General features: G+C 68.6%; 30 protein-coding genes and 1 pseudogene. 15 read left to right on the forward strand and 16 right to left on the reverse strand.

All coding sequences use genetic code 11. The features are described from left to right. Window positions 1-106: 106 nt before the first annotated feature. Window positions 107-865: an SDR family oxidoreductase gene (locus tag AC3A6B_RS03345; protein WP_487835344.1), complete on the reverse strand. Its 759-nt coding sequence runs from the start codon at window positions 863-865 to the stop codon at window positions 107-109. A 111-nt stretch (window positions 866-976) separates the two neighbouring features. Between AC3A6B_RS03345 and AC3A6B_RS03350 the strand changes: the two genes are divergently transcribed. Together AC3A6B_RS03350 and AC3A6B_RS03355 are read left to right on the forward strand one after the other, a co-directional pair. Further along, window positions 977-1,879, forward strand: coding sequence for a LysR family transcriptional regulator (locus AC3A6B_RS03350; protein ID WP_487835345.1), 903 nt, complete (start codon window positions 977-979; stop codon window positions 1,877-1,879). Window positions 1,880-1,994: 115 nt separating this feature from the next. After that, window positions 1,995-3,134 carry a YihY/virulence factor BrkB family protein gene (locus AC3A6B_RS03355; protein ID WP_487835346.1) on the forward strand — a complete coding sequence of 380 codons (1,140 nt, stop codon included), beginning with the start codon at window positions 1,995-1,997 and terminating at the stop codon, window positions 3,132-3,134. Here AC3A6B_RS03355 and AC3A6B_RS03360 read toward each other — a convergent pair. Continuing rightward, complete coding sequence (locus AC3A6B_RS03360; protein WP_487835347.1) at window positions 3,109-4,095, reverse strand: SDR family oxidoreductase; 987 nt, start codon at window positions 4,093-4,095, stop codon at window positions 3,109-3,111. The two genes, AC3A6B_RS03355 and AC3A6B_RS03360, sit on opposite strands and share 26 nt — an antisense overlap. Window positions 4,096-4,286: 191 nt before the next feature. On the opposite strand from AC3A6B_RS03360, the gene AC3A6B_RS03365 reads away from it, so the two are divergent. Beyond that, window positions 4,287-5,582, forward strand: a complete 1,296-nt coding sequence (locus AC3A6B_RS03365) for an NRAMP family divalent metal transporter (RefSeq protein ID WP_487835348.1) — start codon at window positions 4,287-4,289, stop codon at window positions 5,580-5,582. Window positions 5,583-5,598: 16 nt separating this feature from the next. Here AC3A6B_RS03365 and AC3A6B_RS03370 read toward each other — a convergent pair whose 3' ends face one another. The 3 genes from AC3A6B_RS03370 to AC3A6B_RS03380 form a co-directional block, all read right to left on the reverse strand. Continuing rightward, window positions 5,599-6,102 (reverse strand): CinA family protein, encoded by a 504-nt coding sequence (locus tag AC3A6B_RS03370; protein ID WP_487835349.1) that lies wholly within the window; start codon window positions 6,100-6,102, stop codon window positions 5,599-5,601. After that, complete coding sequence (locus tag AC3A6B_RS03375) at window positions 6,089-6,907, reverse strand: SDR family NAD(P)-dependent oxidoreductase (RefSeq protein WP_487835350.1); 819 nt, start codon at window positions 6,905-6,907, stop codon at window positions 6,089-6,091. The genes AC3A6B_RS03370 and AC3A6B_RS03375 overlap by 14 nt, the downstream gene beginning before the upstream one ends. 219 nt (window positions 6,908-7,126) lie before the next feature. Further along, the gene (locus AC3A6B_RS03380) at window positions 7,127-7,309 is read right to left on the reverse strand and encodes a hypothetical protein (protein WP_487835351.1); all 183 of its coding nucleotides are present in this window, start codon (window positions 7,307-7,309) and stop codon (window positions 7,127-7,129) included. Window positions 7,310-7,421: 112 nt separating this feature from the next. On the opposite strand from AC3A6B_RS03380, the gene AC3A6B_RS03385 reads away from it, so the two are divergent. Together AC3A6B_RS03385 and AC3A6B_RS03390 are read left to right on the forward strand one after the other, a co-directional pair. Next, on the forward strand, window positions 7,422-7,796 hold the full coding sequence (locus tag AC3A6B_RS03385) for a response regulator (protein ID WP_487835352.1): 375 nt from the start codon (window positions 7,422-7,424) through the stop codon (window positions 7,794-7,796). A gap of 137 nt (window positions 7,797-7,933) precedes the next feature. Continuing rightward, a complete protein-coding gene (locus tag AC3A6B_RS03390; RefSeq protein WP_487835353.1) occupies window positions 7,934-8,566 on the forward strand; it encodes a response regulator in 633 nt (210 codons plus the stop codon). 11 nt (window positions 8,567-8,577) lie between these two features. On the opposite strand, the gene AC3A6B_RS03395 is transcribed toward AC3A6B_RS03390, so the two are convergent. Together AC3A6B_RS03395 and AC3A6B_RS03400 are read right to left on the reverse strand one after the other, a co-directional pair. Continuing rightward, on the reverse strand, window positions 8,578-9,654 hold the full coding sequence (locus AC3A6B_RS03395; RefSeq protein WP_487835354.1) for an extracellular catalytic domain type 1 short-chain-length polyhydroxyalkanoate depolymerase: 1,077 nt from the start codon (window positions 9,652-9,654) through the stop codon (window positions 8,578-8,580). Window positions 9,655-9,680: 26 nt separating this feature from the next. Further along, the gene (locus tag AC3A6B_RS03400) at window positions 9,681-10,103 is read right to left on the reverse strand and encodes a CopG family transcriptional regulator (RefSeq protein ID WP_487835355.1); all 423 of its coding nucleotides are present in this window, start codon (window positions 10,101-10,103) and stop codon (window positions 9,681-9,683) included. 78 nt (window positions 10,104-10,181) lie between these two features. Between AC3A6B_RS03400 and AC3A6B_RS03405 the strand changes: the two genes are divergently transcribed. The 4 genes from AC3A6B_RS03405 to AC3A6B_RS03420 all read left to right on the forward strand — a co-directional run bounded on the left by AC3A6B_RS03405 (window position 10,182) and on the right by AC3A6B_RS03420 (window position 13,906). Then, on the forward strand, window positions 10,182-12,506 hold the full coding sequence (locus tag AC3A6B_RS03405) for a helicase C-terminal domain-containing protein (RefSeq protein WP_487835356.1): 2,325 nt from the start codon (window positions 10,182-10,184) through the stop codon (window positions 12,504-12,506). Window positions 12,507-12,576: 70 nt separating this feature from the next. Next, a complete protein-coding gene (locus AC3A6B_RS03410; protein ID WP_487835357.1) occupies window positions 12,577-12,828 on the forward strand; it encodes a hypothetical protein in 252 nt (83 codons plus the stop codon). 28 nt (window positions 12,829-12,856) lie between these two features. Continuing rightward, window positions 12,857-13,468 (forward strand): hemerythrin domain-containing protein, encoded by a 612-nt coding sequence (locus AC3A6B_RS03415; RefSeq protein WP_487835358.1) that lies wholly within the window; start codon window positions 12,857-12,859, stop codon window positions 13,466-13,468. A gap of 126 nt (window positions 13,469-13,594) precedes the next feature. Next, window positions 13,595-13,906 carry a plasmid stabilization protein gene (locus AC3A6B_RS03420; RefSeq protein WP_487835359.1) on the forward strand — a complete coding sequence of 104 codons (312 nt, stop codon included), beginning with the start codon at window positions 13,595-13,597 and terminating at the stop codon, window positions 13,904-13,906. Window positions 13,907-13,915: 9 nt separating this feature from the next. Here AC3A6B_RS03420 and AC3A6B_RS03425 read toward each other — a convergent pair whose 3' ends face one another. Continuing rightward, the gene (locus AC3A6B_RS03425) at window positions 13,916-14,104 is read right to left on the reverse strand and encodes a hypothetical protein (RefSeq protein ID WP_436306060.1); all 189 of its coding nucleotides are present in this window, start codon (window positions 14,102-14,104) and stop codon (window positions 13,916-13,918) included. 100 nt (window positions 14,105-14,204) lie between these two features. On the opposite strand from AC3A6B_RS03425, the gene AC3A6B_RS03430 reads away from it, so the two are divergent. Both AC3A6B_RS03430 and AC3A6B_RS03435 read left to right on the forward strand, forming a co-directional pair. Continuing rightward, a complete protein-coding gene (locus tag AC3A6B_RS03430) occupies window positions 14,205-15,404 on the forward strand; it encodes a M20 aminoacylase family protein (protein ID WP_487835360.1) in 1,200 nt (399 codons plus the stop codon). Between the two features lie 15 nt (window positions 15,405-15,419). Beyond that, window positions 15,420-16,418: a tripartite tricarboxylate transporter substrate-binding protein gene (locus tag AC3A6B_RS03435; RefSeq protein WP_487835361.1), complete on the forward strand. Its 999-nt coding sequence runs from the start codon at window positions 15,420-15,422 to the stop codon at window positions 16,416-16,418. Window positions 16,419-16,447: 29 nt separating this feature from the next. Here the strand turns inward: AC3A6B_RS03435 and AC3A6B_RS03440 are convergent, their stop codons facing one another. Next, window positions 16,448-17,356 carry a c-type cytochrome gene (locus AC3A6B_RS03440; RefSeq protein WP_487835362.1) on the reverse strand — a complete coding sequence of 303 codons (909 nt, stop codon included), beginning with the start codon at window positions 17,354-17,356 and terminating at the stop codon, window positions 16,448-16,450. After that, the gene (locus AC3A6B_RS03445) at window positions 17,353-18,309 is read right to left on the reverse strand and encodes a VOC family protein (RefSeq protein WP_487835363.1); all 957 of its coding nucleotides are present in this window, start codon (window positions 18,307-18,309) and stop codon (window positions 17,353-17,355) included. The genes AC3A6B_RS03440 and AC3A6B_RS03445 overlap by 4 nt, the downstream gene beginning before the upstream one ends. Window positions 18,310-18,405: 96 nt before the next feature. Here AC3A6B_RS03445 and AC3A6B_RS03450 point away from each other — a divergent pair, with 96 nt between their 5' ends. Both AC3A6B_RS03450 and AC3A6B_RS03455 read left to right on the forward strand, forming a co-directional pair. Next, complete coding sequence (locus AC3A6B_RS03450; RefSeq protein WP_487835364.1) at window positions 18,406-19,101, forward strand: TetR/AcrR family transcriptional regulator; 696 nt, start codon at window positions 18,406-18,408, stop codon at window positions 19,099-19,101. Window positions 19,102-19,176: 75 nt separating this feature from the next. Then, window positions 19,177-19,524 (forward strand): annotated as a pseudogene (locus AC3A6B_RS03455) (transposase); the annotation flags it as partial. A gap of 39 nt (window positions 19,525-19,563) precedes the next feature. Here the strand turns inward: AC3A6B_RS03455 and AC3A6B_RS03460 are convergent. The 4 genes from AC3A6B_RS03460 to infA are packed head-to-tail and all read right to left on the reverse strand — an operon-like array spanning window position 19,564 to window position 21,819. Continuing rightward, window positions 19,564-19,881, reverse strand: a complete 318-nt coding sequence (locus tag AC3A6B_RS03460; RefSeq protein ID WP_487835365.1) for a hypothetical protein — start codon at window positions 19,879-19,881, stop codon at window positions 19,564-19,566. 55 nt (window positions 19,882-19,936) lie between these two features. Then, window positions 19,937-20,107, reverse strand: coding sequence for a hypothetical protein (locus tag AC3A6B_RS03465; protein ID WP_487835366.1), 171 nt, complete (start codon window positions 20,105-20,107; stop codon window positions 19,937-19,939). Window positions 20,108-20,141: 34 nt separating this feature from the next. Next, window positions 20,142-21,539, reverse strand: coding sequence for an ATP-dependent RNA helicase DbpA (gene dbpA, locus AC3A6B_RS03470; protein ID WP_487835367.1), 1,398 nt, complete (start codon window positions 21,537-21,539; stop codon window positions 20,142-20,144). 10 nt (window positions 21,540-21,549) lie between these two features. Next, the gene (gene infA / locus AC3A6B_RS03475; RefSeq protein WP_028249914.1) at window positions 21,550-21,819 is read right to left on the reverse strand and encodes a translation initiation factor IF-1; all 270 of its coding nucleotides are present in this window, start codon (window positions 21,817-21,819) and stop codon (window positions 21,550-21,552) included. A 446-nt stretch (window positions 21,820-22,265) separates the two neighbouring features. Here infA and AC3A6B_RS03480 point away from each other — a divergent pair, with 446 nt between their 5' ends. Beyond that, window positions 22,266-23,309 (forward strand): S1C family serine protease, encoded by a 1,044-nt coding sequence (locus AC3A6B_RS03480; RefSeq protein ID WP_487835368.1) that lies wholly within the window; start codon window positions 22,266-22,268, stop codon window positions 23,307-23,309. Window positions 23,310-23,390: 81 nt separating this feature from the next. Here AC3A6B_RS03480 and AC3A6B_RS03485 read toward each other — a convergent pair whose 3' ends face one another. Next, window positions 23,391-24,446 (reverse strand): sugar phosphate isomerase/epimerase family protein, encoded by a 1,056-nt coding sequence (locus AC3A6B_RS03485; RefSeq protein ID WP_487835369.1) that lies wholly within the window; start codon window positions 24,444-24,446, stop codon window positions 23,391-23,393. A gap of 167 nt (window positions 24,447-24,613) precedes the next feature. On the opposite strand from AC3A6B_RS03485, the gene AC3A6B_RS03490 reads away from it, so the two are divergent. Next, a complete protein-coding gene (locus tag AC3A6B_RS03490; RefSeq protein ID WP_487835370.1) occupies window positions 24,614-25,495 on the forward strand; it encodes a gamma-glutamyl-gamma-aminobutyrate hydrolase family protein in 882 nt (293 codons plus the stop codon). Here the strand turns inward: AC3A6B_RS03490 and AC3A6B_RS03495 are convergent. Further along, the gene (locus AC3A6B_RS03495) at window positions 25,492-25,659 is read right to left on the reverse strand and encodes a hypothetical protein (protein ID WP_487835371.1); all 168 of its coding nucleotides are present in this window, start codon (window positions 25,657-25,659) and stop codon (window positions 25,492-25,494) included. The genes AC3A6B_RS03490 and AC3A6B_RS03495 overlap by 4 nt on opposite strands. Window positions 25,660-25,667 lie beyond the last annotated feature (8 nt).

Genomic DNA, 25,667 nt, shown 5'->3' on the forward strand with positions numbered 1-25,667 from the left:
TCCACCTTTTGGCGCGGGGGCGTTCGGCGGTTTCGAGGCGGGTAACGCCGGCTTTTCACCCAGTGGCCACAGCGCATGGACGCGATTCCTCCGGCGTTTTTTCCGCTCAGAACTCCTGCGACACCGGCCGCAGCACCACTTCATTGATGTCCACGTTGGCCGGCTGCTCGACCGCATAGACGACCGCGCGCGCCACCGAGTCCGCCGGAATCTGGTTCGCGTCGTAGAAGGCCTTCACGCCCGCCGCGCTCTCCGGGTCGCTGCTGCCGTGCTTGAGTTCCGACTCGACGGCACCCGGCGACACGATGGTCACGCGCACGCCGCTGTTGCCGACCTCGACGCGCAAGCCCTCGGAGATCGCCCGCACCGCATGCTTGGTCGCGCTGTACACGGTGCCGATCGGCGTGAACACTTTCAGTCCCGCGATCGATGCGACGTTGACGATGTGGCCGCTGCCCTGCGCCTTCATGCGCGGCAGCACGGCGGCGATGCCGTAGAGCACGCCCTTGATGTTGACGTCGATGGTGCGGTCCCATTCGTCGACCTTGAGCTTGTCCAGCGGCGACAGCGGCATCACGCCGGCGTTGTTGACCAGCACGTCGATGCGGCCGAAGGCCTCGATGGTGGCGGCGGCCAGCTTCTCGAGGTCGGCCTGCTTCGCCACGTCGGTCGCGACCGCGATGGCCTCGCCGCCGGCTTCGCGGATCTCGGCGACGACCTGCTCGAGCCGGTCGGTGCGTCGCGCCGCGAGCACGACCTTGGCGCCGCGCGCGGCGAGGTGGCGCGCCGTCGATTCGCCGAGCCCGCTGCTCGCGCCGGTGACGATGGCGACCTTGCCCTGGATGTTGTCTTGAACGGATGTCATGGTGAATTCCTTTCGCTGGGTTGTTGAAGAGACGCCCTCAGTGTGGAAAATCCGGGCGTTCCCGTAAATGAAACTCTGGCGAGTTCAGAATTCGCCAACCCGGAACACTCCATGTCCAACCGTCTCGAAGCCCTGCGCGTGTTCTGCACCGCGGCCGATGCCGCCAACTTCCGCGATGCGGCGATCCGGCTGTCGGTCTCGCCGCAGGTCGTGACGCGCGCGGTGCGCGAGCTCGAGGAAGCGCTGGGCGAGCCGCTGTTCCACCGCAGCACGCGCGGCGTGCAGCTCACCGACTTCGGCCGGCAGCTGGCCGAGCGGGCACGCGTGGCGGTCGGCGGCGTGGACCAGCTCTTTCACCGCATCGACCGCCGCGCGCTCTCCCAGCACGCGGGCACCGTGCGCGTGGCGGCGCCCAGCGTGCTCGGCCGGCGGCTGATTCCGCAGGCGCTGGCGCCGATGCTGGCCGCGCATCCGGGCCTCACGCTGGACCTCAGGCTCTCGGAGCAACTGGCCGACGTGGTCGCCGAGCAGATCGATGTCGGCGTGCGCGCCGGCCCCTTGCGCGACAGCCGCTTCGTCGCCAAGCCCGTCGGCACGATGGCGCTGCGCGTGGTCGCGGCGCCGTCGCTCATCGCGCGCACCGGGGTGCCGCAAAGCATCGACGAACTCGCGCGCCTGCCGCTCACGGCGCTGATCGATCGCAACTCGGGCCGCCCGTGGCCCTGGCCCTTCAGCAGGGGGCGGCTGATGACGCTGTCCGCGCCCGCATTCGTCACCGACGACACCGATGCCGAATGCGCGGCCGTGCTGGCCGGCCTGGGCTTCAGCCAGCTCGTCGCACCGCTGGCCGATCCGGGGCTGCAGTCCGGCGCGCTCGTGCCGGTGCTCGACGCCGAGGCGCCGGAACCCTGGCCGGTGTACGTCTACCGCGTGCAGCGTTCGCCGGTGCCGGCGCGGGTGCGGCTGGTGTACGACGAACTGGTGCGGGTGCTGGGCGGCGCGCCGAAGCGCTAGCCGCAGCGGCGACGGCGCGGGGCGTGGGCCGCCACCTACTCCAAGTCGCAAGCTTGGCGCATGGCGCATCGGCGCGCCGCGAAAGACATTGCGTCCACCACGACATTCGCACGCCATGAAAGCCAAGCAGCTCTTCGATCTGTGCCGCAAGGCCGTCATGGCCTGGGTCGACGACTACGCGCCGAGCATGGGCGCGGCCATCTCCTACTACACCATCTTCTCGCTGGCCCCGCTGCTGGTGATCGTCATCGCGATCGCCGGCGCGATCTTCGGGCGGGAGGCGGCGCAGGGGCAGATCGTGGAGCAGATCTCGGGGCTGGTCGGGCGCGAGGGGGCGGTCGCGGTGGAGTCGATGCTGCGCAGCGTCGACGAGCCCGGCAAGGGACTGGTAGCCGGCCTGATCAGCGTGGTGGTTCTGTTGATCGGCGCCACCACCGTCTTCGCCGAGCTGCAAAGCGCGCTGGACCGCATCTGGCACGTGCCCGAAAGGGAAAAGCCCTCGGGCGTGTGGGCCGTGCTGCGCGCGCGCCTCCTGTCCTTCGGCCTGATCCTCGGGCTGGCTTTCCTGCTGATGGTGTCGCTGCTGGTGAGCGCCGCGCTGGCGGCCTTCGGCAGCTGGTTCGGCGGCCTGATGCCGGGATCGGAGGCACTGCTGCACATGCTCAACGTGGTGATTTCGCTGGGCATCGTCACCGTGCTGTTCGCCATGATCTTCAAACTCATGCCGACGGCGCGGATCGCTTGGCGCGACGTGTGGATCGGCGCCGCCGTCACGGCCGTGCTGTTCGAGCTCGGCAAGCTCGCGATCGGGCTCTACCTCGGCAAGAGCGGCGTCAACGAATCCTTCGCCGCGGCGGGCTCGCTGGTGGTGCTGGTGGCGTGGGTCTACTACGCGGCGCAGATCTTCCTGCTGGGCGCCGAGTTCACCAAGGTCTATGCCAACGAGCACGGTTCCGTCTCGGGCGCCAAGGCGGTGGCGGCCACCGAGGCGAGCGCTGCCGAGGATGCGGCCGGCACCGATCGCGTGGACGGCAGCGCGGCGGTGGCATCGGTCGCAACGCCGCCGCCGCCTGACTATTCGGGCCTGGGCCGCACGGCCGCCGCGCAGGCGGAGATCGACCGGCGGGTGGCGCGCGCCAGCGCCGTGCTGATCCGTCAGCTGCTGCTGCTCGGCGCCGTGACGCTCGGCAACGTGCTGGCTTCGCACTGGTACCGGCGCCAGCGCCGCGCTAGACCGCGCCCACGCTCCCGGTAATCGGCAGCACGATGCCGGTGATGTAGCTCGCGCAGCACGGCGCCGCGAGGAACACGTAGGCCGGCGACATCTCTTCGGGTTGCGCGGGCCGCTTCATGTCGGTGTGCTTGCCGAAGTTCTGCACCTCCTCGGCCGGTCGATCGGAGGGATTCAGCGGCGTCCACACCGGACCCGGCGCGACGGCGTTGACGCGGATGCCGCGGTCCAGCAGGTTGCTCGCGAGCGACTTGGTGAAGGCATGGATCGCGCCCTTGGTGGTGGCGTAGTCGAGCAGCTGCGGGCTGCCCTCCAGCCCGGTGACGGAGCCGGAGTTGATGATCGAGCCGCCCTTGCGCAGATGCGGCACCGCGGCGCGCGCCATCTGGAAGTAGCCGTAGATGTTGGTCTTGAACGTGAGGTCGAGGCGCTCGTCGGTGATGTCCTCGATGCTGGCCGCGTGCAGCTGGAAGGCCGCGTTGTTGACCAGGATGTCGAGCTTGCCGAAGGCCTGCACGGTCTCTTCGACGGCGCGCTTGCAGAAGGCCGGGTCGCGCACGTCGCCGGGGATCAGCACGCAATGCTTGCCCTCGGCCTCGACGCAGCGCTTGGTCTCCTCGGCATCGACCTGCTCTTCGTCGAGGTAGACGATCGCGACCTCCGCGCCCTCGCGCGCGTACAGCAGTGCCACCGCGCGGCCGATGCCCGAGTCGCCGCCGGTCACCAGCGCCACCATGCCGTCGAGCTTGCCGCTGCCGAGGTAACCCGAGGCCTTGAACCGCGGCTGCAGGTCCATCTCGGCTTCGAGCCCGGGCTTCTTGAGATGCTGCGCCGGCATCGGGTTCTCGGGCTCGGGGCGGTGGCCGGCCTGCATCGGCTTCTTGCTCTTGGGCTTGTCGGGGGCGGCACGGTCCTTGGCGTCCTGTTCGCGCTGTACCTTGCGCTGCTTCACGGCGACGTCGTCGGAATCGGAAGAAGAAGTCATGGCTCGTTGCTCCTGCGGGTTGAGGGGTCGATGCGATTCACCGTAGTCAGCAGCCGCTGCGCCCCTTGTCGTCCAAGACCGCGTCCACCGCGCAGACTCGACGAAGTCCCACAGCGCGGCGCGGCACCGGCCGATGAGCCGGCGCGCACGGCCGGGCGAAGGTGCGGCGCTGCTGTTCCTTGGAGCCACACATGGGCACTCCCGCTTCCACCGCGGACCCTGCGAGCGACCGCGCCAAAGAGCGCTGGTGGGCCAAGCTCGGGCCGGGCCTGATCACCGGCGCCGCGGACGACGACCCGAGCGGCATCGCGACCTACTCGCAGGCCGGCGCGCAGCTCGGCTACGGCGCGGGTTCCCTGATGCTGTTCACCTATCCGCTGATGGTGGGCATCCAGCTCGCGAGCGCGCGTATCGGGCGCGTCACCGGGCACGGGCTGGTGGGGGCCTTCGAGCGCTTCTGCCCCAAATGGCTGGTAGCCGCGCTGGTGCTGCTGCTGCTCACCGCCAACGTCATCAACCTCGGCGCCGACCTCAACGCCATGGGCGACTCGGCCGCCATGGTGCTGCCGGGGCGGCCCGCGTGGTACGCGGTGGGCTTCGGCGTCGTATCGCTGCTGCTGCAGGTGTTCCTGCCCTACGAGCGCTACGTGCGCGTGCTCAAGTGGCTGACGCTGTCGCTCTTTGCCTATGTGGGCGTCGTTTGCGTGGTCGGCGTGGACTGGGCCGCCGCGCTCAAGGAGCTCGCCTTGCCTTCCTTCCAGTGGAGCAAGGAACACGTCACGACCGTCGTCGCCATCCTCGGCACCACCATCAGTCCCTATCTGTTCTTCTGGCAGGCGGCGCAGGAATGCGAGGAGATCAAGCGCGTGCCCGAGGACCAGCCGTTGCGCAGCGCGCCCGATCAGGCGCGCCGCCAGCTGCGGCGGCTGCGCATCGACACCGCGGTCGGCATGGGCTTCTCGAACCTGATCGCCCTCTTCATGATCTTCGCCACCGCGGCCACGCTGCATGTCAACGGCAAGACCGACATCGAGACCACGGCGCAGGCCGCCGCGGCGCTGCGCCCCATCGCGGGCGACGCGGCCTTCCTGCTGTTCGCGATGGGCATCATCGGCACCGGCATGCTGGCCCTGCCGGTGCTCGCCGGATCGGCTGCGGATGCGGTGGCGAGCTACTTCCATCTGCGCAAGGGCATGAACCTGCCGCCGGCCAAGGGCCGCGCCTTCTACGGCATCCTTGCCGCCGCCATGGCCGTCGGCGTGGGGATCAGCCTGTCGGGCGTGAATCCGATCTCGGCGCTGTACTGGTCGGCGGTGATCAACGCGGTGATCTCGGTGCCGGTGATGGTGGCCGTGATGATCGCGGCGTCCAGCCCCAAGGTGATGGGCAGCATCGTGCTGCCCTTCAAGTGGAAGCTGCTGGGCTGGCTGGCCACGGCCGCGATGGCGGCGGCCTCGCTCGCGCTGCTGGTGGTGTCCGTGGGCTGAGCGGCGCCTGGCCGCCTCATGGCTTGAAGCGCCGGTGGTAGTGCGCGATGCGTCGCAGCGCGTAGTCGGCGGCGGCTTCGCGGATCTCGTTGCGGTTGCCGTCGAACAGCTTGGTCTCGGTGAACACCTGCGTGCGCTTGCCTTCGCGAAAGCCCCACGCGAAGCACTGGGTGCCGGGCTTGACCGCCGGGTCGGCATCGTCGGCCACGCCGGTGTTGGCGATGGCCAGGTTCGCGTCGCTGTGCCTGAGCGCGCCGCGGGCCATCTCGAGTGCGACGGGCTCGCTCGTGAGGTTGTGGCGATCGAGGGTCTCGGCGCTCACGCCCAGGCAGCGCTGCTTGGACTTGGGGTCGTACACCACGAAGGCCGACTCCAGTACCTGGCCCGCACCGGGCACCTCGGCCAGGCGCGAGGCGATCAGGCCCGCGGTGCAGGACTCGGCCGTCACCAGCACCAGGCCGTGGTTGCCGAGGTATTCGGCGGCGGCCTTGGCCGGCGCCGTGCCGTCACCGTTCGGCATGGCCGGCGCGCTCCGGCTCGCGTGCGCTTCCGGGTTGGGCCAGCTTGCGGTGCTGCTCGGCCAGTGTGTCGGACGGCGTCACATGGGCGAGCGCGGCCTGCATCTTGTTCTTCCAGCCCGCGATCACGTCGGCCTCGCCCTTCATCATGGCCTCGAAGCCCGCCTTGGCCACCTCGGCCGGGTCGGCCTTGTCGTCCTGCTGGGCCAGCCTGGTGTCGAGCATGTGGGCGCGTGCGAAGAAGTGCGTGTCGGTCACGCCCGGCATCAGGCAGCTGACCGTGACGCCGGTGTCCTTGAGCTCGTTGCGCAGCGCGAAGGAGAAGGAGTCGATGAAGGCCTTGGTGGCGTTGTAGACGGCCTGGAAGCTGCCGGGCTGGAAGCCGGCGATCGAGCCGGTGATGAGGATGCGGCCCTGGCCGCGCTCCTTCATGTGGCGCGCCACGCGGTACAGCAGGTAGATGGTGCCGGTGATGTTGGTGTGGATCACGTGCTGGACCGCGGTGAAGTCCTGGTCGAGAAAGGCGCCGCCGAGGCCGTGCCCCGCATTGGCGAAGAGCGCATCGATGTTGCGCTCGCCGGCGGCAAGCAGCAGCTTGTCGACTCCCTCGCGCATCGCGAAGTCCGCCTGCACGCTCGCGACCTCGGCGCCCAGCATGCGCAGCTCGCCCTCGGCCTGCTCGAGCGGCTCGTCGGCGCCGATCACGAGGTCGAAGCCCTTCTGTGCAGCCAGCTTGGCCAGGTGGAGGCCGATGCCGGAGGACGCACCCGTCACGAGCGCGAGAGGGCGGAGGTCGGACGGTTCCATGGTGCTTCCCTCGCATGAAGTGGCGATGCCATGGAAGCTACGTAGCGCTGCGCGCGGCCCGTGTCGGACGGCATCGGGTTCGGACGCGGCGGTGGCTGACATCGGTCGCGATGCGTCGCCGGTGGCCGCAGACTTCATCGCGGCGATGTCGACGCACAGGCGTCCGCAGCGCGACTCAGGATCCGCCGCGGCGCTGGAAGTTGCCGCGCTGACCGGCGTTCATTCGACCTTGAAGGCTTCGCGGATTTCTTCGAGTGCAGCCTGTGCCAGGCGCACCGCCGTCTCCAGATCCGGCGCGTCCTCGGCCGGTATGTCCGCCGGAGGATTCAAGGCGAAGGCCAGCCGCTCGCATGCGGCCTCCCACTTCAACTTCGCGCTGACCTGCGCGGTCTTCTTGTCCATGTGCATCCTTGTGGTATCGACATCATCCTACCGCCAAGGGTCCTGAGCGCCCACTGACCGGCGCCCATCGCGGGCTAGCCTGAATTGGACGGACAAGAAACGGACTCATTTCATGGCGCTCGCGGTGTTCCTCGTGGAAGACAACCCCAGAATCAGGGAAAGCCTGATTCCGGCGCTGGCCGACCTCGGATCGGCCAGCGTGATGGCCACGGCCGAATCGGAGGACGAAGCGATCGCGTGGCTTGGAAGGCACAAGGGCCAGTGGGATCTGGCCGTCGTCGACTTCTTCCTGAAGCAGGGCTCCGGCCTCGGCGTCGTGACGTGGTGCGCGGGTCGCGATCCCGGCCAGCGCGTCGTGGTCCTGACGAACTATGCCGCCCCATCGACGCGGGCAGCCTGCCTTGATGCCGGCGCCGACGCAGTCTTCGACAAGTCCATCGAGCTCGAGGCCTTCTTCGACTACTGTCTGCAGGCAGCGCCGGACTGATTGCCGAGCTCGTCGCGTCTGCGGCCTACGCGTGCGCTGCGCGTGCACCCACGCGCGCGCGCAGCGCGCAGGAGCATCCTTCGAAGCGAGCCGGCGGTCTGACTTCTGCGCCGCTGCAACAACCGCAAAGGGTAAGAGTGATCAAGATCGGCATCGTGGATGACCACGGCATCGTGCGCACGGGGCTGCGCGAATTCTTTTCCCAGCATGTGGACCTGCGCGTGGTCGGCGAAGCCGCCAGCGGACGCGAAGCGATCGAGCTGGTGCGCACGACGGAGCTGGATGTGCTCGTGATGGATCTGTCGATGCCCGGACAGAGCGGCATCGATGCCATCGCGATGATCCGTGCCAAGGCGCCCGAGCTCGGCATCCTCATCCTGAGCGGCTACCCCGAGGAGCACTACGCGATGAACCTGATCCGCCAGGGCGCGAGCGGCTATCTCAACAAGGAATGCGAGCCGATGGAGATCGTGAACGCGATCCGCATCGTCTCGCTGGGCCGCCGCTACATCACGCCCGGCGTGGCCGAACTGCTGGCGCGCCAGCTCGACCGCAAGGACGACTCCGCGCCGCACGAGCAGCTGTCGGAACGCGAGTTCCAGGTCTTCCTCAAGCTGGCGAAGGGCGAAACCGCGGGCCGCATCGCGGATCATCTGTCGCTGTCGGTGAAGACCGTGAGCACCTACCGCACGCGCCTGATGGAGAAGATGAATCTCACCTCCAACAGCGACCTGACGTACTACGCGCTGAAGAACCGGCTGATCGACTGAGTCACCGGCGATCAGTGCGCCGGCCGCCGCGGATGCTCGAAGAAGAAGCGCAGCATCTCGGCGCTGGCGTCGGGGCCTCGGCCATCCGTATAGGAACCCTTGGCGCTGCCGCCCGACCACGCGTGAGCTCCGCCGTGGACCACCCAGTGTTCCGCCACCACCCGCCCGTCGGCCGAGCGGTGCGAATGCCGGGTTGCACCGCGCCCGCCGCCGCTCTGTACATGCTCGACTTCGACGGAGGTCGTCTTCCCCACGCTGGCAGCCATGACCTGGGCGCCGTTGTTCGCATGGACGGTGGCGTCTGCATCGCCGTGGAAGACGATGGTCGGCACGCCGCTGGCCACGTCGCCTCGAATCGCGCCGCCGGCCTTCATCGCCATCAACGCGGCCGGAAGGTCGGAGGCGACACCCGCTGCCAGGCCGGAGTGGACCCCGACCGCCGCGAACAGGTCGGGATAGGCTTCACCCAGGATGGCGGCCATCGCGCCGCCGGCCGACAGTCCGGCAACGTAGACGCGCTGGGGGTCGATCGCGTGGCGCGCCATCACATCGCGTGTCATGCCCGCCAGGAGCGCCGGCTCGCCGCGGCCGCGTTGCTGATGGCTGTGCTTGAACCAGTTCCAGCAACCCTGCGGATTCGCCTGGCGCGACTGCGCCGGATAGAGCACGAAGAAGCCCTGCGCCAGCGCAGCCTCGTTCATCGCCGTGCCGGCGGCGAAATCATCGGGATCCTGGGTGCAGCCATGAAGCATCACGACCAACGGCAGCGCGCGCTCGCCGGCCTGCGGCGGGACGAAGAGCTTGTAGTCGCGGCGGCCGGCTGCGTCGGCAAAGCTGCCGGCGATGAAACTGCCCGAAGCGGGTACATCGACGTACGCGGCCGGCGCCTCCGGATCGACGCCCGCCGGCCGGGGTTCAGGCACTCGCCGGGCCTCGATGTCGATCACGTCCGGCATTTCGCTCGGCGTCGGTTGCGCAAGTTCGACGCCGCCCAGCGCGGCCTGGATCGCGGCGGTCGCCGCATGAAGGTCGCCCGCCCGGGTCAGCCGGCTCGCTTCGGCCATCAGGTGCTTGAAGTCAGGGTTCATCTTGGTCTTTCAAAAGGGGTTGGGGTTCAGCCGATGCGCCCGGCGAGCGCGGCCTTTACGGCCGGGCTCGCATGCAGGGCCCCCAGCACGGTGATGGACTCGATGGTGGCCAGCGCCAGCGCTGGAGTGACGTCGAGCGCGATCGAAGCGAGCCCGAGCACGCGGATCTGCAAGGTCTCGCCGGCCGCCTGAACCGCCTGCAGGTCGGCAGCGGAGTAGTGCTGGATGCCAAGCACCAGGGCCTTGCGCGAGACGACCTGGCGCACCACGTCGATCTGCGTGGCGAGCTGGTTTCGAATCGCGGTACGGATCAGGTCGGTGCGGTTGGCATAGAAGCCTTCCTGCACCAGCAGGTCGATTTGCCCGAGGTCGACACAGCCCACGTTGATCGTGATCTTTTCGTCGACCGGCTTGGCAGCGGAGGCCAGGGTGGCGCTTTTTCGGGGCATGTCGCCATCCTAGCACCATCCAAGTGGATGGTTTTATCTTTTCTTTTCAAGCCACTGTATATTCATACAGACCACGGCATGCGCACCGAACCCGCTTCTTCACCTGCCACTGCGCCGACCTTCGGGGTCTCGGTGAAGTCGCTGTGCGCCTTCGCCGCCAAGGCGGGCGACCTCGACCTGCGCTTCCTGCCCGCGCCGAGCGCGCAGGAAGGCATTGCCGGGCACCGCCTGGTGCAGGGCCGGCGCGACGAGGACTACGAGCGCGAAGTGGCGCTCGCCGCGCGCTTCGGCCGGCTGCAGGTGCGCGGGCGCGCCGACGGCTACGACGCCGGTCGCTGCAGGCTGGAAGAGATCAAGACCTTTCGCGGCGAGTTCGCAGCCATTCGCCCGAACCATCGCGCGCTGCACTGGGCGCAGGCCAGGGTCTACGGCTGGATGCTGTGCGAAGAACGTTCGCTGTCCGCCATCGAGGTCGCGCTGGTGTACCTCGAACTCGCGACAGGCGAGGAGTTCGCGCTCGCCGAGCGCTGGACGCGCGAGGCGCTTAGGGAGGACTTCGAGGCGCTGTGCGCGCGCTATCTCGCGTGGGCCGAACAGGAGGCGAGTCATCGCGAAGAACTCGACCAAGCGCTTGCCGGGCTGGCCTTTCCGCACGCCGGGTTCCGCCACGGCCAGCGCGAACTCGCGCAGGCCGTCTACCGCTCGGCCGTCTCGCGGCGCTGCCTGCTGGCGCAGGCGCCCACTGGCATCGGCAAGACAGTCGCCACCCTGTTCCCGCTGCTCAAGGCGCGCCCTTCGGAGCGCATCGACAAGATCTTCTTCCTCACGGCCAAGACTTCGGGCCGGGCGCTGGCGCTCGACAGCCTGCGCCTGCTCGCGCACGGGCAGGCACCGCTGCGCGTGCTCGAACTCGCGGCGCGCGAGAAGGTCTGCGAGTACCCGGGCCGCGCCTGCCACGGCGAAGCCTGCCCGCTCGCGCGCGGCTTCTACGATCGCCTGCCCGCGGCCCGCGCCGAGGCCGCGCAGGCGGGCTGGCTGGACCGCGAGGCCACGCGCCGCATCGCGCTGGCGCACCAGGTCTGCCCCTACTTCCTGGCGCAGGAGATGGCGCGCTGGTGCGAGGTGATCGTGGGCGACTACAACTACTACTTCGACAGCAGCGCGTTCCTGTACGCGCTGGCGAAGGAGGAAGAGTGGCAGGTGGCGCTCCTGGTCGACGAGGCGCACAACCTGCTTGGCCGCGCGCGCGGCATGTACAGCGCAGAGCTGGAAACCGGGGCCCTGGCAGAAGCGCAGCGCCTTGCACCGGCCGGCCTCAAGCCGGTGCTGGGCAAGCTGCAGCGCGAGTGGACGCTGCAGCAGCGCGACCAGGCCGTCGCCTACCAGGCGCACGAGGCCATTGCGGAGCGCTTCGAACGCGCCCTGCAGGAGGCGGTCTCGGCCATGGCCGAACACTTCGCCGCCCGTCCCGACGAAGCGCAGGGCCCGCTGCAGCGCTTCTTCTTCGATGCGCTGCACTTCCTGCGCCTGGCCGATGCCTTCGGCACGCATTCGGTCTTCGAATCCACCCTCGGCGAAGGCGGCCCCGCGGCGCTGGCGATCCGCAACCTGGTGCCGGCGCCCTTTCTCGAACAGCGTTTCGCCGATTGCGCATCGGCCGCCTGCTTCTCCGGCACGCTCGCGCCTTTTGCCTTTTACTGCGACACGCTGGGCCTGCCGGAAGACACCGCCACGCTGGACGTCGGCTCGCCCTTTCGCAGCGAGCAGTTGACGGTGCGCGTGGCGATGGACGTCTCGACGCGCTTTCGCGACCGCGGCCGCTCGCTCGCGTCGCTCATCGGCATCATCGGCGGCCAGTTCGCCGAGCGCCCGGGCAACTACCTGGCCTTCTTCAGCAGCTTCGACTACCTGGACAGCGCCTTGCACGCCTTCGCGGCGCGGCATCCCGAGGTGCCCGTGTGGGCGCAGTCGCGCGGCATGCGCGAGCCCGAGCGCGAGGCCTTCCTCGCGCGCTTCGCGCCCGGCGGCCAGGGCATCGGCTTCGCGGTGCTCGGCGGCGCGTTCGGCGAGGGCATCGACCTGCCGGGCGACCGGCTGGTCGGCGCCTTCGTCGCCAGCCTGGGCATGCCGCAGCACAACGAGGCCAACGAGATCATGCGAGAGCGCATGCAGGCGCTGTTCGGCGACGGCTACGAGTACACCTACGTCTATCCGGGGCTGCAGAAGGTGGTGCAGGCCGCCGGACGCGTGATTCGAAGCGAGGAGGATGCGGGCGTGCTGTACCTGCTGGACGACCGCTTCGCGCGGCAGGAGATCCGCGCGCTGCTGCCGGGCTGGTGGCATGTGCAGCCCTTGTTCGGGCGCGTCGAGGCCGGTGAGGCACCGCCTACGCAGAGGCGGTAAGCCGGCCTGCGCGCCCGGCGATGCGCGAAGCGCAGCCTTGCCGGATTCCCCTCTCAGGAAAGGAAACGCAATGGCTGACAAGACAGCACGCCCGGGCCCGCCCGGCCCCTTGGGCGAGAACGAAGCCCGGCTCGGCGACCGCGGCGATGCCTCCGGCCGCAACATCGACCAGAACCGCGCGATCGGACAGGACGATCCGATGCAGGGCAGCCGCATGGGGCGCAAGGCGCACGACAAGACCGGCTTTCCGGGAACGCCCGATATCGGGACCGATGCCGCCCAGCTGGAAGAAGCCGAGCGCATGCGGCGCGACAACCGCTGAGGCTTCCAATTCGAACAGGACGTATCCCATGTCGACCCTCAGCTCCCGCCTTCTGCCCTCGGTCACCAACATGATCCGGCTGGACCACACGCACGTGTTGTCCACCTTTCATCAATACAAGGCCGCCGCGCCCGCGCGGGTCAGAAAAGGCCTGGCCAGCACCATCTTCACCGCGCTGGAAATCCATGCCCAGCTCGAGGAGGAGATCTTCTATCCCGCGATGGCCGACATCGAAGGCGGCGATGCCATCCTGGGCGATAGCGTGTCGGAGCACGCCGAGATGCGGCGCCTGATCGACCTGCTCCGCCGCATGGAGCCGGAAGCGATCGACTATGACGCCACGCTGATGTCCCTGATGCGCAATGTGCTGCATCACGTCGCCGACGAGGAGACGCAGGTTCTTCCGCAAGCCGAGCGCTTGATCCCGGACCAGCTCGGCGAGCTCGGCCTGCGCATGACCAAGCGCCGCATGGAACTGGTCGCGCCGCGCAGCGGCGAGATCGCGATGAACATGGCGCGTGCGGCCTCCGGCAACAAGATCGCGATCACGCTGGTAGCCGCCGCGGCAGCGGCCGGGTGCGTGCTGATGGGCTCGCGCCGTCGGATGCGCGCGCCCGCGAGAAGACTGCTGCGCCGCTGACGCCGCTGACGCCGCTGACGCCGCAGTCGCGCGGGACAGCGCTGACGCGCAGGGTCTTGGCGTTCCTACCCTGTGCCGCGCCAATGCGTGGACGATGCGAACTCCAAGCAATGGAAAGGAATCACCATGCCAAGAGGTGACAAATCGTCCTATACGGGCAAGCAGAAGCGCAAGGCCGAGCACATCGAAGAAGGCTACGAGAAACGCGGCGTGGCCAAGGGCGAAGCCGAGCGGCGCGCCTGGGCCACCGTGAACGCGGAGACCGGCGGCGGCAAGAAGAGCGGCTCGGGCCGCGGCAAGGCCGAAGACCATGCGCCTTCGCGCAAGGGCGGCCACATCGGCGGCGCTGCCTCCGCCGGTCGCAGCGCCGCGGAGCGCTCCGCCTCGGCGAAGAAGGCTGCCGCCACGCGCAAGCGCAATGCCGCTGCACGCGGCTGAGCGCAGCGCTCAGGGCTCCGGCTGCGGCAGGCCGCCCTTGCCGAGCTCGGCCAGCTGCAGCTCGATGGCGAACAGCCGCTCGTTGAGAATCGCGGTCTGAAGCCGCAGCGCCTCGATGATGGCGCGCGTCTGGGGGTCGGGCGCGTTGTTCGACAGCTCCTGCAGCTCGTGCAGCTTTCTGCGCAGCTCGTTGCTCATGGCGGGCCCTCGTCGGATCGGTGATGCGTGATCGTAGGCCCGGACGCGTGCCGGGCCAAGCTGCGTCAGAATCCGGGGCTTCTTCCCCACGACCGCCGCCATGAACCTCGCCGATTCCTTCGCAGACGTTAGCCGCTTCGTCGACATCCGGCGCGACATCCACGCTCATCCCGAACTCGGCTTCGAAGAGCACCGCACTTCGGAGAAGGTGGCCAAGCTGCTCGCCGAATGGGGCATCGAGGTGCACCGGGGCATCGCCGGCACCGGCCTGGTGGGCGTGCTGCGCCAGGGCACGAGCACGCGCAGCATCGGCCTGCGCGCCGACATGGATGCGCTGCCGCTCCATGAGGCCAACGAGTTCGCCCACAAGTCCACCCACGCCGGCCGCATGCACGCGTGCGGCCACGACGGCCACACCACGATGCTGCTGGCCGCGGCCTGGCACCTGGCGCAGAAGGGCAGCCGCTTCGACGGCACGGTGAACTTCATCTTCCAGCCGGCCGAGGAGATGGGCAAGGCGGGCGCCAAGAAGATGATCCAGGACGGGTTGTTCGAGCGCTTCCCGTGCGACGCGGTGTTCGCGCTGCACAACTTTCCGGTCGGCGAGGTCGGCCGCTTCGCGCTCAACGAAGGCGCGCTCATGGCCTCGAGCAACACCTACAAGGTCACGATGCGCGGCCGCGGCACCCATGCCTCGATGCCGCACACCGGCATCGACCCGGTGGGCGCGGTCGTCGCGCTGGCGCAGGCGCTGCAGACGCTGGTGCCGAAGACCATCGCCAGCACCGAGCGCGCCCTGCTCGCGGTCACGCAGTTGCAAGGCTCCGATGCGCCGAACGTGATTCCCGACGTCGCCACGCTCGGCGGCACGGTGCGCACCTTCTCGATTCCCGCGCTGGACCGCATCGAGGAGCGCCTGCACACGCTGGCCCAGGGCATCGCGCAGGCGCACGAATGCACGGCCGAGGTCAGCTTCGTGCGCGCCTCGCCGCCGGTGGTCAACCACAAGGCGCAGGCGCAGTTCGCCGCCGCCGTGATGCGCGAGGTGGTCGGCGAGAACATGGTGACCGACGACTTCCCGGCCGTGATGGGCGCCGAGGACTTCGCCCACATGCTGCTCGCGCGGCCCGGCTGCTACGCCTTTCTCGGCAACGGCGACGGCGACCACCGGCTCGAAGGCCACGGGCCCGGTCCTTGCATCATCCACAACACGTCTTTCGACTTCAACGACGAGATCATTCCGATCGGCGCCAGCTACTTCGTGAAGCTGGTGGAACGCTGGCTTCCGGCCGGCACCTGAACTTCCAAGACCACCATGACGAAAGCGGCCGCTGCGATGTCCCACCTGTTCACCCGACGTTCCCTGGCCGCCTTCGCGGCCGCAGGGCTGCTGGCCCTCGCGGCCGCGGCGCCTGCGCATGCGCAGCGCGTGATCCGCATCGTGGTCCCCTTCGGCACCGGCGCCGTTCAGGACACGGTGGCGCGCGCCTTCAACAACGAGCTGGGGACGGCGCTCAATGCCAGCGTGATCGTCGAGAACCGCGCCGGCGCGGGCGGCACGGTGGGCGCGGCCATCGTCGCCAAGGCGCCGGCCGACGGCAACACGCTGGTGCTGGCGGCGGCCAGCCACCACATCGCTGGGCATCTCTACAGCAAGCTGCCCTACGACCCGCTCAAGGACTTCGTCGGCGTGGCCGACATCGGCAACGCGGGCTACGTGGTCGTGGCCTCGAGCGACATGAAGGTGTCGAACACGGCCGAGTTCATCCGCGAGGTGAAGGCGAATCCGGGCAAGTACAACTACGCCTCGGCCGGCAACGGCAGCGCCACGCATCTCGCGATGGCCTCCTTCCTCGCCAAGGCAGGCCTGCAGATGACGCACATCCCGATGAAGTCCACCGGCGAGGCGGTGAACGAGCTGCTGGCCGGCCGCGTGCAGGCGGTGACCTCGTCCAGCATCGGCGTGATCGGCCTGCAGAGCGATGCGCGCATCAAGCCGCTGGCCTCCACCGGCAAGGTCCGCAGCCCCTTCCTGCCCAGCCTGCCGACCGCCGACGAAAGCGGCCTGCCGGGCTACCAGTTCGATTCATGGATCGGCCTGCTGGCGCCGGCCGGCACGCCCAAGGCCGAGGTCGACAAGATCAACGCAGCGGTCGTCAAGGTGCTCGCCGATCCGGCCATGAAGGAGCGCTTGGCGCGCCTGGGCATCGAGCCCGCGCGCACCACCAGCCCGGCGGATTTCCAGAAGCTGCTGCGCGCCGACTGGGATGCGATGGGCGCGGTGGTCAAGGCCTCGGGCGCCAAGATCGATTAGAGCTGCGACCTGAAAGAGCGCGGGGTGCGCTATCCCTGCGGGCTCGGTGGCAAGCTCTTCAGGTACAGGAAGAGGGCGCGCACGTCGGTGTCGTTCATCTGGCCGAGCGACTCGAAAGGCATGACCTTGATCGGCGTGCCGTCGGGGCGCTTTCCGGACTTGAACATGCGCACGAAGGCGTCGGCGTCGGCATAGCGGGTCATGGACGTGCCTTCGCCGGGCGTGAGCTTGGCCGCGGCCGGCCAGTCGGGCGGGCCGCCGGGGATCTTGCCGCCTTCGAGCTTGGCGCCGTGGCAACCCAGGCACATGTTGGCCACGTAGGCGCCGTGCGGGAGGTTCACGCCATCGGCCACGGGCTGCGCGGGCGGCAGCCCGTGGTCGATCTTCGAAGCAGCGTCGTGCATCAGTCCGAAGCCGTAGAAGGCGCGCACCGGCAGCGGCAGGTCGAGCACCGCCGCGCCGCCCGCGGCGGGCGCCATCTTGCGCACGTAGGCGACCAGGGAGGCGAGGTCGTCGTCGGTGAAGCGGTTGTAGTCCTCGCTCGGCATCACCATCAGCACGCGGCCGTTCGGGCCGACGCCGTGGCGGATGGCGCGCACCCAGTCTTCCGGCGCGTAGCCGGCGACCACGCTGCCGGGGCCGGGGCTGATGTTGGGCCCGGCGATGCGCATGCCCTTGCCGTCGTCGAGGAACATCCTGCCGTTGCCCTGGGCGCCGTGGCAGTCGACGCAGCCGCGCGAGGCGTAGAGATAGCGGCCGCGTTCGAGCGCTGCCGCGTCTTCGCGGAAAGGCACGGCCTTCACCGGGACGTCGAGCTTGCGCTGCATCTTGTGACGGGCCAGCTGGTCGCCGGCGAACAGGGCGGCGACGGCGAGTGCGACCAGGACCACCAGCGCGAGCGCAGCCCGCTTGAGCCACCGCCTGGACGTCGTCGTCATGCGAGCTCCTTCGCCTGGCGCGGTGCGCCGGTTGTCTTCTGCTTGATGAGCCCGGCAGCCATCTTCAGCTGCAGGCGCAGTTTCGGCTTGTGGCCCCAGGCGCTGGTGACATCGGTGTGTTGCGTCTCCCAGCCCACGGGGTCGATGGTCTGCGTGCCGGCGCCGATCTCGAAGTCGAAGCCCGAGGGCGTGGCGCCGTAGAAGGAAAAGGTGCCGTCCGGATCGGGGTGCTGGCCGAGCTCGAGCGACAAAGGCACCTTGTGGCGGCGCGCGCGCTCCAAGGCGATACCGATGTCGCTGAGCCGCGCGGCCTGCAGCATGAAGTGGTGGATGCGCTTGGAAAGCGGCATGTCGAACAGCGCGATCGAGTGATGCCTGCGGTTGCAATGCAGGAACACGCCGCGGATGTCCATCGGGCCCACGCGCGTCGCGAGCCGCTCCGTCACGCCGAAGCCCAGCAGGCCAACGTAGAAGGCCTCCATCTTCGCCAGGTCGTGCGACACCAGCACGGCATGGCCGAGCCCCAGCTCGCCGGTGCGGAAACCTTCGGGGAAGGCCGGCGATGCAAAGTGCTGCGCGGCCGGCGCGAGCCCCGTGTACAGCTCGACGGCGTTGCCGCAAGGGTCGATGCAGCGATGAAGCCGCTGCACGCGGCGCGCATCGCGAAGCGCCGCGCCGGCTGCCGTCGCTTCGATGCGGCCCTGGCGCAGGCGCTGCAGCAGGCCGTCCAGCACTTCGTCGTTCGCGCATTCGAGGCCCAGCGCGGCGAGGTCGTCGGCCGGCCCCTCCTGGACGATCAGGCGTTGGCAGGCCTCGTCGATCTGCCAGCCGAGGCTGCCGTCGGCGTTGGCGCCGGGTGCGGATAGGCCGAGCATGTGCTGGCAGAAGGCTGCCCATCGCGCGGGACGGCGCGCTTCAAAGACCAGATAGCCGAGGCGGAGATCGGGGGACATGGCAAACTCTCTATAAATGTATGGTGGATGCAAAAATGGTGCTTGTGTCTAAAAATGAATGATGTAATGAATTTAGGTGATCCGTCCATACCTCTTTTGCCAGAGGCCCTGGCCGAAAGTGTGTGGCGGCCGCAGCCCGGCCTGGGCAAGCGCGAGCGCACGCGCGTGCAACTGGTGCAGGCGGCGATCAAGGTTTTCACGGCGCGCGGCTTCGCCGGCGCCACGATGCAGGAACTCGCGGCGGTCGCGGGCATGACCACCGGCACGGTCTACAACCATTTCAAGACCAAGGAGGAAGTCGCGAGCGCCGTCGCGCTGCTGCTGGCCGACACGCTGTGCCGCCGCATCGCCGACAGCCAGCATGGGATCGCCGAGGGCGCGCAGCGCATGGCCATCGGTAACCAGCGCTACATCTGGCTGGCCGAGCAAAGTCCGCAATGGGCATTGATGATGCTGGACGTGGCGGCCGCGGCGCCCGAGCTGCTGCTCGAGATCCGCGACTATGTGCTGGTCGACCTGCGCCTGGGCGTGAAGCAGAAGGCCTTTCGCGTTCCCAGCGAGGCGGCGGCGATGGACCTGATCAACGGCACCGTCGCGCAGGCCATGCGCAGCGTGGCGCTGCGACTGGCGCCGCCGAACCATGGCCGCGAAGTCGCTGCCTGCGTGCTGCGCGGACTGGGCATGGAGTACGCCGCGGCCAATGAAGTGGCGCAGCGGCCGCTGCCACCCTTTCCGCCGATGGCGGGCATGCGGCGGCACGCCCGAGCATCGAACGGGTCATCGATTTCCTGAAGCAGGAACTCGGCAACAGCGAAGCCGAGGTGGCCGCGCATGTGCAGCGCCATCACGCTCAGTTGGCCCCAGGCACTGGCCAGCGTACCGGGTATTGGCGCGGCCAGCGTGGCCGTGCTGCTGGCGGAGCTGCCCGAATTGGGCAAGCTCGACCGGCGCCGCATCGCAGCGCCGGTGGGCGTGGCGCCCTTGAATCGCGACTCCGGCCAGATGCGCGGGCAGCGCTCCATCTGGGGCGGTCGTGCCGATGGGCGACGCACGCTGTATATGGCCACCCTGACGGCGGTTCGGCACAACCCGGCGCTCAAAGCCTGCTACGACCGCCTGCTGGCGGCCGGCAAGCGCAAGAAGGTCGCCCTGGTAGCCTGCATGCGCAAGCTGCTGACCATGCTCAACGCCATTGCCAAACATGGCTCGACTTGAGATTCGACCATGCATACCCATGACTGCCAAGACGGTTGCTCAGTCCGGCTCGCCGAGCAGCGGACAGTTCCAGCCGAGCAGCTCGGCCAGCCGCTGCACGATCCAGGCGGCTTCCGCTGCCGACACGCCGGACTCGGGCGAGTTCAGCCCGGCATGGATGCGCAGGAGGATCTCCTCTTCCGACGGCACCTCGGCGTGATGCAGCAGCTGCGCGTGCTGCACCAGGTGGTTGGCGAGGTCCTCGCACACTTCATAACGCGCCCGCACGGTCGCCAGCGGTTCGCGCAGGCGCTGCCTCGCGTCGGTGTAGACCGCGAAGAAGGACGGCGGGATATGGATCTGGTAGTCGTCGGACATGAAAAACGCGCCCGAAGGCGCGTGTTCCGGAGCTCGAATGAAGCGCGAGGCGCGTTCAGCCGCCCTTCTTGGCCCGCTTGCCGGGGTTCTTCTTGCTGCGGGTCGCGGTGCCGCGCTCGAGGCTGACCTTCTGGCCGCCACCCATCTTGGGCAGGTTGTAGCCGGGCATCGGAACGGGCTTGGGGGTGGCTTTGCGATCGGCCTCGGTGCGGATTTTCTGGGTCATGGAAAGCTCGGATAAAAAAGGGCTAGGGGCGTAATTAAGCCACATCGTCGAGCAGCCGTACCTTGACGGTCTTGCCCTTGACGCGGCCGGTGGAAAGCTTGTGCGCGGCCTCGCGCGCGATGCGCCGGTCGACCGCCACGTAGGTGGAAAACTCGTTGACGTTGATCTTGCCGACCTGATCGCGCGTGAAGCCGGCATCGCCGGTGAGCGCGCCCAGCACGTCGCCGGCGCGGATCTTCTCCTTGCGCCCGCCGACGATCTGCAGGGTGGCCATGGCCGGCTGCAGGGGTTCGGCCCGCGCACTCGAGAGCTCGGCCAGCGGATGCCATTCGGATTCGCGGCCCTGCAGCTGCTCGATCTTTCCGACGCTGCCCATCTCGTCCATGCTGGCCAGGCTGAGCGCCAGGCCTTCGGCATCGCCGCGGCCGGTGCGGCCGATCCGGTGGATGTGGATCTCGGGGTCGGGCGTCACGTCGACGTTGATCACGGCTTCGAGCTGCGCGATGTCGAGCCCGCGCGCGGCCACGTCGGTAGCGACCAGCACCGAGCAGCTGCGGTTGGCGAACTGCACCAGCACCTGGTCGCGCTCGCGCTGCTCGAGTTCGCCGAACAGGGCCAGCGCGCTGAAGCCCTGGGCCTGCAGCACCTGCACCAGGTCGCGGCACTGCTGCTTGGTGTTGCAGAAGGCCAGCGTGCTCGGCGGGCGGAAGTGGTTCAAGAGCAGGCTCACGGCATGCAGCCGCTCGCTGTCCTTCACCTCGTACCAGCGCTGGCGGATCTTGCCTTCCTCGTGCTGCGCCTGCACCGTGATCTGCTGCGGGTTCTTCATGAACTGCGCGCTGAGCTGGGCGATGCCTTCGGGGTAGGTGGCGGAGAACAGCAGGGTCTGGCGCTCCTTGGGGCACAGGCGTGCGACCTTGGCGATGTCGTCGAAGAAGCCCATGTCGAGCATGCGGTCGGCTTCGTCGAGTACCAGCGTGTTGAGCGCTTCGAGCTCGAGGCTGCCGCGCTCGAGGTGATCCATGATGCGGCCCGGGGTGCCGACCACGATGTGGGCGCCGTGCTCGAGGCTGGCGAGCTGCCCGCGCAATGCGACGCCGCCGCAGAGCGTGACGACCTTGATGTTCTCTTCGGCGCGCGCCAGGCGGCGGATCTCGGTCGTCACCTGGTCGGCCAGCTCGCGCGTCGGGCACAGCACCATGGCCTGCACCGCGAAGCGGCGGGGATTGAGGTTGGCCAGGAGCGCCAGCGCAAAGGCGGCGGTCTTGCCGCTGCCGGTCTTGGCTTGGGCGATCAGGTCGCGGCCGAGCAGCGCCGGCGGCAGGCTGGCCGCCTGGATCGGCGTCATCTGCAGATAGCCGAGCTGCTTCAGGTTCGCCAGTGTCTGCGGGGTGAGCGGCAGCGCGGCGAAGTCGGTGGCGGAACCCGTCACGGCAAGAGGATCAGCGGCGCTGCGAGTTGTTGCCGCTGTTGACCGGCGGCGGACCGCGGCGTTCCAGGTGGCGGAAGGTGATGCGGCCCTTGGTCAGGTCGTAGGGCGACAGCTCCAGCGACACCTTGTCGCCGGCCAGGATGCGGATGTGGTGCTTGCGCATCTTGCCGCCGCTGTAGGCGATCAGCTGGTGACCGTTGTCGAGGGTCACGCGGTAGCGGGAATCGGGCAGCACTTCCGTGACTGCGCCGTTCATTTCGATCAGTTCTTCCTTGGGCATGGGGACTCCGAATAGTGTGTAGATGGGTCGAATCGGGCGCCTGCGCATTGCGACGCCGCAATGCGCGAACAAACAGTGAAACGGGCGCAGGCCGGGCCGGAAATGGCGCCCACCGGAGCGGACAGCGCGCTGTTCGCTTCAACGGTACGAAGGCAGTGGTGGCAAACATGGGCGCCGGGTCTGGCGCACCAACACACTGTGTGAGCCGGCTTCTGAGTGAAGGCCTGGAATTCCAGGTCAGCCGGCCGAGTGACGAAATACTTCGTCGGGTATCGAAACGAACCCTGCATTCTAACCGAGATGGTATGACTGTTGCTTGGCAACGCGATGCCGCAGCGGCCCGGAGGCCGCCGTTGGGCGCACGGTAGGGTTGATGCGGTGGGGCACTTGCGAGCCGGACACTTGCGGCGCACCATCACTCAACCATCGTTCCAAGGAGCGCGGCCATGAAAACGCAAGGATCGCGTCGGGCAGTCTGGGCGCTTCTCGTGGGCGCCTTCTGGCTGTTGATGCCGCCTCCCGCAGATGCCGCTTCGCCGCGCCAGGCCGAAGCCGTGTCGCCGCAGGTCCAGGCCCTCCAGCGCGCGGGCGACGCGGTTGTCGCGCTGCGCGTCACCGCGACCGAGGGCGCCACCTCGGCCGACAGCCTGGGGATGCGCCGATCGGGCTCCGGCGTGGTGATCGGGCCCGACGGCCTGATCCTGACCATCGGCTACCTGCTGCTGGAAGCGGAGACCATCGAAGTCATCACGCAGGACGATCGCACCCTGCCCGCGCGCCAGGTCGCCTATGACCTCGCGACCGGCTTCGGCCTGCTGCGCCCGCTGGTGCCGCTGCGCGGCGTCGAGCCGGTGCCCATGGCAGGCGTCGCCGGCCTGACCCCGGGCGAGCCGCTGCTGGTGGCCACCGGCGGCAGCAGCGGCACCGAAGTCGGCTTCACGCGCCTGATCGCCATGCGTCCCTTCTCGGGCTATTGGGAGTACCACATCGAATCGGCGCTGTTCACCAGCCCGCCGGTGGCCAACCACAGCGGCGCTCCGCTCTTCAACCGCAATGGCGAGCTTGTCGGCGTCGGCAGCCTGTTCGTGCTGGAAGCCGCGGGCGCCGATCGCACGCTGCCCGGCAACATGTTCGTGCCGGTCGAACTGCTGCGCCCGGTGCTGGCCGAGATGCAGTCCACCGGCAGCACCCGCGCGAGCATCCGGCCCTGGCTCGGCCTCTCGTCCTCGGAGCGCGACGGGCATGTGCTGATCGTGCGCGTGGACCGGCAAGGGCCCGCGCTGGCGGCGGGGCTTCAGCCCGGCGACGTGGTGCTGGAGGTCGACGGCATCGAGGTCGCCACGCTCGAAGCCTTCTACAAGCAGCTCTGGAAGCGGCCGGCGCCCGACGCGGAAGTGGAGCTCACGGTGCAGCAGGGCTCGGAGACGCGCAAGATCCGCATTCAGGCCATGGATCGCATGCGGACCCTGCGCAAGCCTTCCGGGATCTAAGGCCCCCCGGCTTGCCACTTCTGTGCTTCGCCACCCTCCGAGGGGGGCGGCCGTCTCGGGGCGGCCCGGCGGCGCCGCAGGCTACGCAATCCCCAGCGTCCTCTTGTTGGCTGCAGTGTCGACATCCCCGGCCGCGAAGTCGTCGAAGGCCCGGTCGGCCACGCGGATGATGTGTTCGGCGATGAACTTCGCGCCCTCGCGGGCGCCGTCCTCGGGGTGCTTGATGCAGCACTCCCATTCGAGCACCGCCCAGCCCGGGAAATCGTAGGCCGCCATCTTCGAGAAGATCGCCTTGAAGTCGACTTGACCGTCGCCCAGCGAGCGGAAGCGCCCTGCCCGGTCGATCCATGGCTGGAAGCCGCCGTAGACGCCTTGCTTGCCGGTCGGGTTGAACTCCGCATCCTTCACGTGAAAGATCTTGATGCGCTCGTGGTAGTGGTCGATGTAGGCCAGGTAGTCGAGCTGCTGCAGCACGAAGTGGCTCGGGTCGTACAGCAGGCAGGCGCGCGGATGCTGGCCCACGCGCTCGAGGAACATCTCGTAGCTGACGCCGTCATGCAGGTCCTCGCCCGGATGGATCTCGTAGCAGACGTCGACGCCGGCGTCGTCGAAGGCATTGAGGATCGGCAGCCAGCGCCGGGCGAGCTCGTCGAAGGCTTCCTCGATCAGCCCCGGCGGGCGCGGCGGCCACGAATAAAGATAGGGCCAGGCCAGGGCCCCGGAGAAGGTCGCATGCGCCGTGAGTCCGAGATGAGCCGACGCGCGGGCCGCCAGCTGCAGCTGCTCTACCGCCCACTGCTGCCGCCGGACCGGGTTGTTGCGCACTTCGGGCGCGGCGAAGCCGTCGAAGCCGGCGTCGTAGGCCGGATGCACGGCCACCAGCTGGCCCTGCAGATGGGTCGAGAGCTCGGTGATCTCGATGCCGTGCCGCGCGAGCATCCCTTTGACTTCGTCGCAGTAGGTCTTGCTTTCCGCTGCCGTCTTGAGATCGAAGAGGCGGGCATCCCAGCTGGGGATCTGCACACCCTTGTAGCCCAGGCCCGCCGCCCAGCCGGCGATGGCCTCGAGCGAATCGAAGGGTGCGCCGTCGCCCGCGAACTGGGCCAGGAAGATGGCCGGGCCCTTGATGGTCTTCATGGGGATCTCCTGGGTCACGAATGGGAAAAGAGGCGATCCTATCTCCGCGGCGCTGTCCGACGAAGCGGCGGGGTGGCCTGTCCTCTGCGCGGGCCTTTGGAACGTTTCACAATGATCCTCTGTTCACCAAGGGCGGCGCGGCCCGCGCGGCGCCAGCCTTGTTTGCGATGCCACAAACCGTTTCCGGCCGCCTCAAGATCGGCCTGTCCGCCTGCTTCTCCCACGCCGACCCGGAGCGCTCGCTGTTCACCAACAAGACGCTGCAGTATGTCGAGCAGTCCATAGCGCACTGGCTGATGTCGGCCGGCGCCATGGTGGTGATGGTGCCTTGCCCCACCGGCGAGACGGCGCGCGGCGACACCAAGCTCTCGCACTATGCGGAATGGCTCGACGGCGTGGTGATGCACGGCGGCGCCGACGTCTGGCCCGGCAGCTACGGCGAGGTGCCGCTGAAGGACGCCTGGGTCGGCGACCGCATCCGTGACCTCTACGACCTCGCGCTGGTCGAGGCCTTCGAGGAGGCCGGCAAGCCGATCTTCGGCGTCTGCCGCGGCCTGCAACTCATCAACGTGGCCTTCGGCGGCACGCTCTACCAGGACATCGAGGCGCAGCATCCCAACGCCCTCAAGCACCGCGACCCGGTGACCTATGACCAGAACTTCCACGACATCAGCATCACGCCGGGTTCGCGCCTCTCGAAGCTCTACCCGGGCATGGAGAGGGCGCGGGTCAACAGCATCCACCATCAGGGCGTGAAAAACATCGCGCCCGGCTTCGAGGTCGAGGCCTGGAGCGTTCCCGACCGCGTGCCCGAAGCCATCCGCCGCCGGGTCGATCGCGGCCGCAGCTACATCTCCGCGACCCAGTGGCATCCGGAGTTCCACAAGTACGGCAGCACCGAGACCCTGGACGACACGGCCATCCTGCAGGACTTTCTCTGGGCCTGCGCAACCGCGAAGGTGAGCCCTCGGGGACCGCTGCGCAGCGCACCGGGCCGTATCCGCAACCGTGCGGCGCGGCTGCTGCGGCAGGCGCTGCTGATGCGCTAGCGGTTGCGGCTTCCGCTGACGGCCGCGTCGATGGTGCCGAACACCGTGATGCCGCTGCTGCCGGTTGTGGCGGAGCGGTCGCCATCGGCAGCGGGCCGCGATGCGCAACCGGCGACAGCGCCGAGCGCTGCCGTCAACAAGAGCATGGAAACGAGCTTCTTCACGGGAATCT

The sequence above is a fragment of the Variovorax sp. Soil_C_33 genome (assembly GCF_057656935.1).

Coding starts and splice junctions, on each gene's coding strand:
- AC3A6B_RS03405 (WP_487835356.1), top strand. CDS start 10,182: ATGCGCACCGAACCCGCTTCTTCACCTGCCACTGCGCCGACCTTCGGG.
- AC3A6B_RS03370 (WP_487835349.1), bottom strand. CDS start 6,102: ATGCCGAACGGTGACGGCACGGCGCCGGCCAAGGCCGCCGCCGAATAC.
- AC3A6B_RS03425 (WP_436306060.1), bottom strand. CDS start 14,104: ATGAGCAACGAGCTGCGCAGAAAGCTGCACGAGCTGCAGGAGCTGTCG.
- AC3A6B_RS03420 (WP_487835359.1), top strand. CDS start 13,595: ATGCCAAGAGGTGACAAATCGTCCTATACGGGCAAGCAGAAGCGCAAG.
- AC3A6B_RS03480 (WP_487835368.1), top strand. CDS start 22,266: ATGAAAACGCAAGGATCGCGTCGGGCAGTCTGGGCGCTTCTCGTGGGC.
- AC3A6B_RS03435 (WP_487835361.1), top strand. CDS start 15,420: ATGACGAAAGCGGCCGCTGCGATGTCCCACCTGTTCACCCGACGTTCC.
- AC3A6B_RS03395 (WP_487835354.1), bottom strand. CDS start 9,654: ATGAACCCTGACTTCAAGCACCTGATGGCCGAAGCGAGCCGGCTGACC.
- AC3A6B_RS03415 (WP_487835358.1), top strand. CDS start 12,857: ATGTCGACCCTCAGCTCCCGCCTTCTGCCCTCGGTCACCAACATGATC.
- AC3A6B_RS03380 (WP_487835351.1), bottom strand. CDS start 7,309: ATGGACAAGAAGACCGCGCAGGTCAGCGCGAAGTTGAAGTGGGAGGCC.
- AC3A6B_RS03410 (WP_487835357.1), top strand. CDS start 12,577: ATGGCTGACAAGACAGCACGCCCGGGCCCGCCCGGCCCCTTGGGCGAG.
- AC3A6B_RS03360 (WP_487835347.1), bottom strand. CDS start 4,095: ATGACTTCTTCTTCCGATTCCGACGACGTCGCCGTGAAGCAGCGCAAG.
- AC3A6B_RS03400 (WP_487835355.1), bottom strand. CDS start 10,103: ATGCCCCGAAAAAGCGCCACCCTGGCCTCCGCTGCCAAGCCGGTCGAC.
- AC3A6B_RS03460 (WP_487835365.1), bottom strand. CDS start 19,881: ATGTCCGACGACTACCAGATCCATATCCCGCCGTCCTTCTTCGCGGTC.
- AC3A6B_RS03440 (WP_487835362.1), bottom strand. CDS start 17,356: ATGACGACGACGTCCAGGCGGTGGCTCAAGCGGGCTGCGCTCGCGCTG.
- AC3A6B_RS03355 (WP_487835346.1), top strand. CDS start 1,995: ATGAAAGCCAAGCAGCTCTTCGATCTGTGCCGCAAGGCCGTCATGGCC.
- AC3A6B_RS03430 (WP_487835360.1), top strand. CDS start 14,205: ATGAACCTCGCCGATTCCTTCGCAGACGTTAGCCGCTTCGTCGACATC.
- AC3A6B_RS03490 (WP_487835370.1), top strand. CDS start 24,614: ATGCCACAAACCGTTTCCGGCCGCCTCAAGATCGGCCTGTCCGCCTGC.
- AC3A6B_RS03465 (WP_487835366.1), bottom strand. CDS start 20,107: ATGACCCAGAAAATCCGCACCGAGGCCGATCGCAAAGCCACCCCCAAG.
- infA (WP_028249914.1), bottom strand. CDS start 21,819: ATGCCCAAGGAAGAACTGATCGAAATGAACGGCGCAGTCACGGAAGTG.
- AC3A6B_RS03350 (WP_487835345.1), top strand. CDS start 977: ATGTCCAACCGTCTCGAAGCCCTGCGCGTGTTCTGCACCGCGGCCGAT.
- AC3A6B_RS03485 (WP_487835369.1), bottom strand. CDS start 24,446: ATGAAGACCATCAAGGGCCCGGCCATCTTCCTGGCCCAGTTCGCGGGC.
- AC3A6B_RS03365 (WP_487835348.1), top strand. CDS start 4,287: ATGGGCACTCCCGCTTCCACCGCGGACCCTGCGAGCGACCGCGCCAAA.
- AC3A6B_RS03345 (WP_487835344.1), bottom strand. CDS start 865: ATGACATCCGTTCAAGACAACATCCAGGGCAAGGTCGCCATCGTCACC.
- AC3A6B_RS03385 (WP_487835352.1), top strand. CDS start 7,422: ATGGCGCTCGCGGTGTTCCTCGTGGAAGACAACCCCAGAATCAGGGAA.
- AC3A6B_RS03445 (WP_487835363.1), bottom strand. CDS start 18,309: ATGTCCCCCGATCTCCGCCTCGGCTATCTGGTCTTTGAAGCGCGCCGT.
- AC3A6B_RS03375 (WP_487835350.1), bottom strand. CDS start 6,907: ATGGAACCGTCCGACCTCCGCCCTCTCGCGCTCGTGACGGGTGCGTCC.